The sequence below is a fragment of the Streptomyces lothianensis genome (genome assembly GCF_047779955.1).
GTDB lineage: Bacteria > Actinomycetota > Actinomycetes > Streptomycetales > Streptomycetaceae > Streptomyces.
This window is the reverse complement of record NZ_JBLMKT010000088.1, coordinates 1-9,435: the sequence shown is the minus strand read 5'-3', so window position 1 is coordinate 9,435 and position 9,435 is coordinate 1. Positions and strand designations below refer to the sequence as shown.

General features: G+C 72.0%; 4 protein-coding genes. 2 read left to right on the top strand and 2 right to left on the bottom strand.

Translation table 11 applies throughout. The annotated features are described in order from the left end of the window. Window positions 1-141: 141 nt before the first annotated feature. Both ACLF6P_RS29545 and ACLF6P_RS29540 read right to left on the bottom strand, forming a co-directional pair. A complete protein-coding gene (locus ACLF6P_RS29545; RefSeq protein WP_415954487.1) occupies window positions 142-3,225 on the bottom strand; it encodes a non-ribosomal peptide synthetase in 3,084 nt (1,027 codons plus the stop codon). A gap of 6 nt (window positions 3,226-3,231) precedes the next feature. Further along, a complete protein-coding gene (locus tag ACLF6P_RS29540; RefSeq protein ID WP_415954486.1) occupies window positions 3,232-4,359 on the bottom strand; it encodes a TauD/TfdA family dioxygenase in 1,128 nt (375 codons plus the stop codon). Window positions 4,360-4,663: 304 nt separating this feature from the next. Between ACLF6P_RS29540 and ACLF6P_RS29535 the strand changes: the two genes are divergently transcribed. Together ACLF6P_RS29535 and ACLF6P_RS29530 are read left to right on the top strand one after the other, a co-directional pair. Then, window positions 4,664-5,617, top strand: a complete 954-nt coding sequence (locus ACLF6P_RS29535; protein ID WP_415954485.1) for a menaquinone biosynthetic enzyme MqnA/MqnD family protein — start codon at window positions 4,664-4,666, stop codon at window positions 5,615-5,617. A gap of 133 nt (window positions 5,618-5,750) precedes the next feature. Next, a partial coding sequence (locus tag ACLF6P_RS29530) for an AMP-binding protein (protein WP_415954484.1) occupies window positions 5,751-9,435 on the top strand: 3,685 nt, incomplete at its 3' end.

The window sequence follows — 9,435 nt, the reverse complement described above, 5'->3', positions numbered from 1 at the left end:
CGACACCCTCACCACCCCCAAACCCACCTCCACCTTCAACCTCTTCGCCGCCTGAGAGCGTGTGGGAACGACCTGGGGCGGTGCCGCCTTCCGGCACCGCCCCGTCGTTCTGTTCTCGTTGCTCCAGCGCCTGATGCGGCACTAGCTCAGGTTCCTTGCCACCGTCGCTATGTGACGCAGCGTCGGGCGCGCGATGAAGCTGCCCAGGTGGGACATGAACTCCTTCTCCCGGTCCCCGCCCACGATCTCCGCCGCCACCCGCGCCAGCATCGTCAGCAGCGTCACCGAGTCGCCGCCCAGGGCGTGGAAGTCCGGGTCCTGGCCGAGGCGGTCGGCCGGCAAGCCCAGGGTGTCGGTCCAGATCGTGGCGATCCGCGCCTCCACCGCGTCCCGTCCGTCCACGTCGTCCGCGGCCCCCAGTTCGCTCCTGTCTTCCGTGAACGCCTCCGGCATCGGGAGCGCGGAGACGTCCACCTTGCCGTTCTGCGTCAGCGGCAGCTCCGGGATCAGCAGCGTCGTCGACGGGACCATGTAGCGCGGGAGGCGGTCTTGCAGATGGGATTCCAGGGTGCCGACCCGTACGTCCTCGTCCGTCGTCACCACCCACGCGTACAGCGTCTTGTCCGTGGAGCCCGGGCGGGGCAGGCCCGCGGCGAAGGCGCTCGCCACCGACGGGTGTTCCTCGAGGACGCGGGCGATCTCGGCCGGTTCCACGCGGTGGCCGTGCACCTTGACCTGTTCGTCCGTGCGTCCCGCCGACTCCAGCTCCCCGGACGGCAGTTGCCGTGCGAGGTCGCCGCTGCGGTAGACGCGAGTCCCGTCGGCGAGCCGTACGAAGCGCTCCGCGTCGAGGTCCGGGCGGCCCCGGTAGCCGCGGGCCAGCTGGTCGCCGGCGAGGTACATTTCGCCGACCTCGCCCGGCTCCACGAAACAGCCGCGCGCGTCCAGGAGGTGGATGCGGGTGTTCGGGGTCGGCAGCCCGATCGGGACCGACGGCAGCTCCGCGTCCCGCTCCGGGTCGAACAGCCGTGACATGCAGCCGATCGTGGTCTCCGTGGGCCCGTACTCGTTGAAGATCCGGCACTGCGGGCCGAAGATCTCCTGCGCCCGGGCCGCGACCGAGCCGCGCAGCAGTTCACCACCGGCGATCACCGTACGGAAGCCTTCCGGGCGCAGGCCCAGGCGGCTGATGAGGTCGAGGTGGGTGGGGGTCAGCTTCAACGCGGTCGAGCCCGACGCCGTCAGCATCTCGCGCAGTACGACGTGGTCGATGTCGTCCGGGATCAGGGCCATCGAACCGCCCACGAGCAGCGGGAGGAACAGGGCGGTGTTCGACAGGTCGAAGGCCAGGGAGGTGAAGAGGGGGAGGCGGGTCGTGCCGTCGATGCCGTAGGTCGGGATCGACCAGTCCGCGAAGACCGTCAGCTGCGCGTGCTCCACCTCCACACCCTTCGGGCGGCCCGTGGAACCGGAGGTGTAGATGATGTACGCGAGGTCTTCCGGTCGTGGCCCGGTGCCGGGCCTCGGGCGGGCCCCCCGGTCCGCCAGGTCCTCGAGGACGGCGGCCTCGCAGCCGATCGGGACGAGGTCCCGCTTGGCCAGCGACGCCTCGACGAGGCAGACCGATGCCCGCGCGTCCCGCAGCAGCCCCATGAGCCGCTGGTCGGGGTGGGCCGGGTCCAGCGGAAGGTACGCCGCGCCCGCCTTCAGGACGCCCCAGATACCCGCGATCGCGGCGACGCTGCGGTTCGCAGCCAGGCCCACCACCGAGCCCCGGCCCACGCCCCGGTCCTGGAGCTCCGCGGCGATCGCATCGGCCTTGCGGTTCAGCTCGCCGTACGTCACCGGGCCCTCGGGGCCCGCGAGCGCCACCGCGTCCGGGGTGCGGCCGACCTGCGCCTCGAACTGCTCCACCACGGTGCCCGGCCGGGACAGGGGGCGTGTGGTGTCGTTGCCCGCCCACTCCTTGCGGTGCGCGGGGGACAGTTCCTCCTCGATCGCGTCGAGCAGCGCCTCGGCCCGTTCGGCGACCCCCGGCTCGTCGTGCCAGCCGATGGTGATCTCCGTACGGCCGTCGAACTCCATCAGGTCGATCTCCGGCGGCCCGACCGGACCGGAGTTCGGCAGCGCGAACACCTCGGTGGCCCGGAAGGAGTCCGTGCTCAGCGCGCCGGCGTCGATCCGGCCCATGTTCGAGATGATCGCCAGTGCCGCGTACTTGTTCTGGGCGGCGGAGTACCCGTCCAGCTCCGCGATCTGGCGGCGCAGGATGTCCAGCGGCACCCGCGTCATGACGCCGTCCGCGCGCGCCGCCAGGTCGTGCCCCTCGGCCAGGAGGGTCAGCATCCGCTGGTGCGCGTCCTCCCAGCCCGCGTCGGCGTCCACCTCGAAGAGCGGGTTGTGCGTCAGGTTGCCCGTCGAGCGCAGGCCGGGCGCGTGGCGGCGCAGGTCCACCGGCACCATGAACCGTCCGGTGGCGAGGCCCCGGGCCCGGGTGACGGCCAGCGCCACCTTGGCGACCGCGCCGGGGTGCGAGCCGTCGACCGTACGGCGGCGCCAGAAGAAGCCCCGGTGGCTGTTTCCCGTACGGGTTCCGAGGGCCGAGGGCCACGACAGGTCTGCCTCGACGCCGGGGGAGGACGTCACACCCTGCGCATCGAGCCGGTCCAGGAGCTGGGCCTCGCTGATCGCGTCGGGCGCTTCGCACAGCGGCTCGCCGCGCAGGGCGCGGAAGACCTCTTCGGCCCAGAACATCAGGCCCTTGCCGTCGAGGGCGCCGTGGAACGCGCGGAACACGACGTGGGTGCCGGCCTCGCGGCCCGTGTCGCCTGCATCGCCTGTGGCACCCGCGGTGCCTGCATCGCCTGCGGCGCCCGTGTCGCCTGCCAGGAGTACCTCGCACGTGGGGCCGCCGTCGCCCATCAAGGGGCGGTGCAGGTCAGGGGCGTCGGCGGACGGGTCGAGGCTGCCTGCGGGGAGCTCCCGGACGACCGGGGCGACGCCGCTGTCCTTCCAGGTCATGCCCTCGCGGGTGAGCCGCGTGCCGGGGCAGGACGCCGCGACGCGCTCGACGGCGTCGGCGAGCTGGGGCCGGGTGATCAGCCCGGTGCCCTTGACGAACAGGTGCATGACGCCGGGCACCGAGTCCGGGTAGACCAGGAACCATGCCTCCATCGGGGAGACCGGGCGGGTGTAGCGGGTGGGGTCTGCCCCGATGGCTGCCATGGTCTGTTACCTCTCCGTCGTGTCGTCGGCCGGCGTGTCCTGGGCGCCGGCCGGTACTTCGTGCGTCGGTGCCTTGTCGGCCGGTGCCTTGTCCGCCGGAGCCTCGTGCGCCGGAGCCTCGTGCGTCGGCGCGGCGCTGAGCAGGACCTGGCCTCCGTTCGGCCGCAGCGCGCGCGACCGCCGGTGGTCGATGTGTACAAAAACCCGCTGGAGCCAGCGGTCAGCGCCGTCATAGCGCGGCTCGAACGCGCTCCGGCCGTGCAGCGCCATCCGGTTGTCGACGAAGGCCAGGTCGCCCGGTGCGAGGAGCAGGTCCTGGTACGTGCGCTCGACCGCCTTCTCCAGGAGGTGCAGCGCGTCGGCGGCCTCGTCGTCGAGCGCCGTGGTGCTGCTGAAGTCGACCGTCAGATCGGGGTCCTCGACACTGCCCGACAGCACGCCACGCGGCTGCTCGCTGCCCGGCGGCATGTCGAACGAGGCCGGGGCCGCTATGACGAACCTCGGCTCGTGCAGCACCGCCCGTACGGACTCCGGCAGCAGCGGAACGATCCTGCGGACGGACGCCACGCGCAGCTTCGCCACGTTCTCGTGGTCGTTGCGCAGACACATCAGGCCCACGAGGTCCGGGCGCAGCGCGTGGAAGGCGTTCTCCGTGTGCATGTTCAGTCTCACCGAGCCGGCGTTCCCCTGGAACGCCTCCATGCCCGGCACCGGCACCACGTCCTGTACCAGCGCCCCGGACTTCTCCTTGTCGAAGGCGACCACCTCGCCCATCGCCATACCGATGAGCATCGCCGCCGCGGCCGGGACCGTCGCGGCGCGCTGCACCGAGCCGGGCACGGAAGGCGTCGGCGGTGTCGTGGCCGGGTCCACCGGGAGGTTCCGCAGCAGCAGCATCGCATCGGTTCCCGCGTCCCAGGTGAACCGGCGCAGCCGGGTACGCAGCCGAGACGGCAGCTCGCTCGACAGCCGGCGGGCCGCCGCGACCCAGCGGTCGTCGTCGACCAGACCGGGTGCGATGCCGCACAGGGCCTCGGCCGACTCCGCGAGCGCGGCGCGCTCCGCTTCGTCCAGGCGGAAGACCGAATCGGCGGCGGCACCGGGCGCGCTCTCCACCTCCGTAAGAACAGACATGGCTCTCCATTCATTCGCCAGGATGTGGTGAGGAATGCCGGACAACTCCTTGAGGGAGGCTATGAGGCGCCGGAAATGCGGGCAACCCTTAGTGAATTGGGTGAACCCTTATGGATAGGGGGCGAAACCCCTAGCGGAATTGGCCACTTGGTGCCAGGCCAGTTCCTGCCGCCCGAGAAGGAGTTCGCCCGTCCCGGATGACGATACGTTCTTCGCGTTCACAGTCCAGGTCTCGTGCACACGAGCACCGGAAAGCGTGGAAATCGTGGAAAGCTCCAGTGCGATAAATCCGGGGGAAACGGCAATGACCATGGCAGCCGTGGCGCCGGCGCGGGTGCCGGAGAACCATCGGTACCACCCATTCGCCGGGCCCGCAGGACGGCTCCCCCGCGTCGGACACATCTCCTTCCTCAACTGCCTCCCGCTGCTCTGGGGTCTCACCAAGACGGGCGCCCTCGCCGACGTCGACCTGACCGAGGCCAGCCCGGAGATCCTCAACACCGCGCTCGCCGAGGGCCGCCTCGACATCAGCCCCATCAGCGTCTTCGAGTTCCTCAAGAACGCCGACGACCTCGTCGTCCTGCCCGATGTAGCCGTCGGCAGCGACGGCGACGTGCAGTCGTGCCTCCTCTTCAGCAAGGTCCCGCTCGGCGAGCTCGACGGCGCGGGAGTCGCCCTCGGCTCCACCAGCCGCACCTCCGTACGCCTCGCCCAGCTCCTGCTCGCCGAGCGCATCGGCGTCCGCCCCGTCTACCACGTCGCCCCGCCCGACCTCGGCGCGATGCTCGACGACGCCCAGGCGGCCGTGGTCATCGGCGATCCCGCTCTGCGCGCCGCCCTCCATGACGCGCCCCGGCTCGGCCTGCACGTCCACGACCTCGGTGGAATGTGGCGCGACTGGACCGGCCTCCCCTTCGTCTTCGCCGTCTTCGCCGCCCGGCGGGAACTCCTCGCCCGCGAACCGAGGACCGTCCGTCGCGTCCACGCCGCCCTCGTGGAGGCCCGCGATCTCTCCCTCCAGGAGATCGACCTCATCTGCGAACAGGCCGCCGAACACGCCGGATTCGACGCCGGGACACTGAAGGACTATTACGTCAACGGCCTCGACTTCGCTTTCGGGGCACGCCAGCTCGCCGCGCTCACCGAGTTCGCCCGGCGCGTCGGCGGACCCGGTGCGGGATTCCCGGCGGACGTGACGATCGACGTACTGACATCTCAGAACGCCACCCACGACCAGCGCCTGCCTGACAGACCCTAGGGGCAGAACAGGGGCCGGCAGGGGTTCAGCGGAACATCCCGTACATCCCACACTGACAGAAATACTCTCGGCCGCAGATACGCCGATCGGCGCGTGACGCCGGGAGGCCGAATCGAGAGACGGATATGGTGACATGCTGCGTGCCGAGCTGATCCGCCCCTTCCCTGAAATTCTCAAGGGGCATGCCGGACGGTCTCCCGGAAAGACGGCGTTCCGCGACGCACGCCGATCCGTCACCTACGCCGAACTGGAGCAGCGCACCGCCCGGTTCGCCGGTCACCTCGCCGCCCTCGGCCTCGCTCCCGGCGACCGGATCGCCCTCCTGCTCGGCAACCGGGTGGAAACCGTCGAGAGCTACCTCGCGGCCATCCGCGCCGCCGCCGTCGGCGTCCCCGTCAACCCGCACTCCTCGGACGCCGAACTCGCCCACATCCTCCACGACAGCGGCGCCCGCGTCGTCGTCACCGACCCCGCGCACGCCGACCGGGTCCGCCGCGCCGTCACCGACACCGGCCAGGAGCCCGCGCTGGTCGTCGTTCCGGACGCCCTGCCCGCGCCTTCCCCCGCCCCCGGCACCCACTGCTACGAGACGCTGGCCACCACCGCACCCCCGGTACCGGCCAGGGACTCCCTCGGCCTCGACGAGATCACCTGGCAGCTGTACACCTCCGGCACCACCGGTCGGCCCAAGGGCGTACTGTCCACGCAGCGCAACGCGCTGTGGGCCGTCGCCGCCGCGTACGCACCCGTGGCCGGACTCGGTGCCGACGACCGCGTCGTGTGGCCGCTGCCGCTCTTCCACAGCTTCTCCCACATCGCCTGCGTCGTCGGGGTGACGGCCGTCGGCGCCACAGCCCGGATCCTCGACGGACTCTCCGTCGCCGACATCGCCGACGCCGTACGCGACGAGTCCGCCACGTTCCTCGCCGGGGTTCCCGCCCTCTACCACTACCTCGTCGCAGCCGCCGCGGACGGCCATGGCTTCCGCACCACCTCGCTGCGGACCTGCCTCGTCGCCGGGGCCGTCACCACGGCGACCCTGCAGAGCTCCTTCGAAGCCGCCTACCGCGTCCCCTTGCTCAACCTCTACGGCTCCACCGAGGCCTGCGGCGCCATCACCATGAGCCCCGCCACCGGTGCGCGCGTCGAGGGCTCCTGCGGACTGCCCGTCCCCGGACTCGACATCCGCCTCGTCGACCCCACGAAGGGCACCGACACCGAGGACGGGGCCGAGGGGGAGATCTGGGTCAAGGGCCCCAACGTCATGGCCGGTTACCACAATCGGCCCGACGCCACCGCCGAGGTCCTCGTCGACGGCTGGTATCGCACGGGCGACCTCGCCCGCCGCGCCCCCTCCGGCCACTTCACCATCACCGGCCGCCTGAAGGAACTCATCATCCGAGGCGGCGAGAACATCCACCCCACCGAGGTCGAGGACGTCCTGCTCGCCGTGCCCGGCGTCGCCGACGCGGGCGTCACCGGCATGCCGCACCCCGTCCTCGGCGAGGTGCCGGTCGGCTTCCTCGTCCCCGGACCCGACGGTGTGGACGCCACGGCCGCGTACGCGGCGTGCCGGGAGCAGCTCTCGTACTACAAGGTCCCCCACGAGCTGTACGCGGTGCGCGAGATCCCGCGCACCGCCTCCGGGAAGATCAGCCGCCGCGCTCTCCCGGACGCCCCGGCCCGTCTGCTCGCCGTCGCCGAGCACCACGGCAGCCTCCGCCGGACACGGTGGACTCCCGCCGAGCCCGCGAGCCGCCCCACGGCGCGTGGGCCGGTGGCCGCCCCGGTGTGGGCGGTCCTCGGCTCCGTCGTCCCCGGCCTCGTCGAGGGCCTGAGCACGACCGGCGTCACCGTCCGCGGCTACCCGGACGTCGCCGCCCTCACGACGGCGGTGGGAGCGGGAAACGTTTCCGTACCGGAGGTGGTGGTGCTCCGCGCGGAGGACGTACTCGCGGATGTACACGGCCCCACGGGCGTACGGGAGTTCGCGGGCGCCCATGCCCTGGCGGACGGTCATGTCCTGGCGGACGGTCATCTCCTGGCGGGCGCCCGGATTCTTGCCGTCACCCACCGCGCACTGTCCACCGGACCGGACGACCGGATACGCGACCTCGCCCACGCACCGGTACGCGGAGCCCTGCGCGACACCCCCATCCGCTACGCCGACGTGGACGACCCCTCGGCCCCGGCCACCGCTGCGGCTCTCCTCGCCGCCGTGGACAGCGGGCATCCCGAGGTCGCCGTCCGCGCCGGCCAGGTCCTCGTCCCCACGCTCGACGCCGTCGCGTCCACCGACTTCCACACCTCTGCCGACGAGGTCGGGACGGTCATGATCGCCGGGGCGGACGAGCCGGCCGCCTCGGCCATCGCACGTCACCTCGCGACGGCCCACGGCGTACAGCGCTTCGTCCTGCCCGGCGGAGGTGCGGGTGCGGATGCGGGTACGGATAGGCGTACGGGTACGGATAGGCGTACGGGTACGGGTACGCAGGAGCTGGCCGCCGAACTAGCCGCGCTCGGCGCCGAAACCGTCACCGAGCTCCCCGACGGCGAACCGGACCTCGTCGTCCACGTCCTCCCCAGGGCGGCCACCGACACCACACGCCGCCTGCCGGACGCCCCCGCCCTCCTCGAAGCCCTTGACGGTCTCGACGGCCTCGCCGTTCCGGCCCGACTGCTGCTCGTCGCCTCCTCCGACACGGACCCCGCCGCCGAGCCCCTCGCCCACGCCCTGGCCGCGTACCGCCGTGAACGCGGGCTGTCCACCGTCGCGTTGTCGTTGCGTGCCGGCCTCACCGGCCGGGAGCAGCTCTCCGCCGTCGACGCCGCCCTCATGCTCGACGAACCGAACCTCGTCGCAGACCCCGCAGCCGCCCCGCACACCACGGTGACACGGCAGTCCGAACGCTCTGCCGCCCTCCGGCGCGTCCTCGCCGCCCTCCCCGACACCGACCGGCAGCGCACACTCCTGGACCTCGTCCGCGCCGAGGCGGCCACCGCAGCCGGCCTGCACGACGCCAGTCTCATCGACCCCGAACGCGCCTTCAAGGCCCTCGGGTTCACCTCGACCACCGCAGTCCGGTTCCGCGACGGACTCGTCGCCGCGACGGGTCTCGGCCTGGCCGCCACCCTCGCGTTCGACCACCCCACCCCCGACGCCGTCGCCCGCCACCTGCACGCCCTCCTCGACGGCCACACCTCCCCCTCGAACCCCAGCGCCGCCACCACCCACGGCTACGGAACCCTGAACGTCGGCAGCCCGGACGAACCGCTGGCGATCGTCGCCATGTCCTGCCGCCTCCCGGGCGGCATCACCTCCCCCGAGGACCTGTGGCGTATGGTCCGCGACGGCGAGCACGGCATCACCTCCTTCCCCCAGGACCGCGGCTGGGACCTCGCCACGCTGTACCACCCGGACCCCGAACACCACGGCACGATGTACGTCCGCGAGGGGGGCTTCCTGCACGACGCGCCCCACTTCGACGCCGAGTTCTTCGGCATCAAGCCCCGCGAGGCCGTCGCCATGGACCCGCAACAGCGTCTCGTCCTGGAGGCGTCGTGGGAGGCCCTGGAACGCGCGGGCATCGCCCCGGCCACGCTGCGCGGCAGCCGTACGGGTGTGTACGTCGGCCTCATGAACCACGACTACGGAACCGGCACGGCCGGCGCCGACATCGGCCAGGCCGAGGGATACGTGGTCACCGGCACCGCCGGAAGCGTCGCCTCGGGGCGCGTCTCGTACGTCCTGGGCCTGGAGGGCCCGGCGGTGACGGTCGACACGGCGTGTTCGTCGTCGCTGGTGGCCCTGCATCTGG

Coding starts and splice junctions, on each gene's coding strand:
- ACLF6P_RS29545 (WP_415954487.1), bottom strand. CDS start 3,225: ATGGCAGCCATCGGGGCAGACCCCACCCGCTACACCCGCCCGGTCTCC.
- ACLF6P_RS29535 (WP_415954485.1), top strand. CDS start 4,664: ATGACCATGGCAGCCGTGGCGCCGGCGCGGGTGCCGGAGAACCATCGG.
- ACLF6P_RS29540 (WP_415954486.1), bottom strand. CDS start 4,359: ATGTCTGTTCTTACGGAGGTGGAGAGCGCGCCCGGTGCCGCCGCCGAT.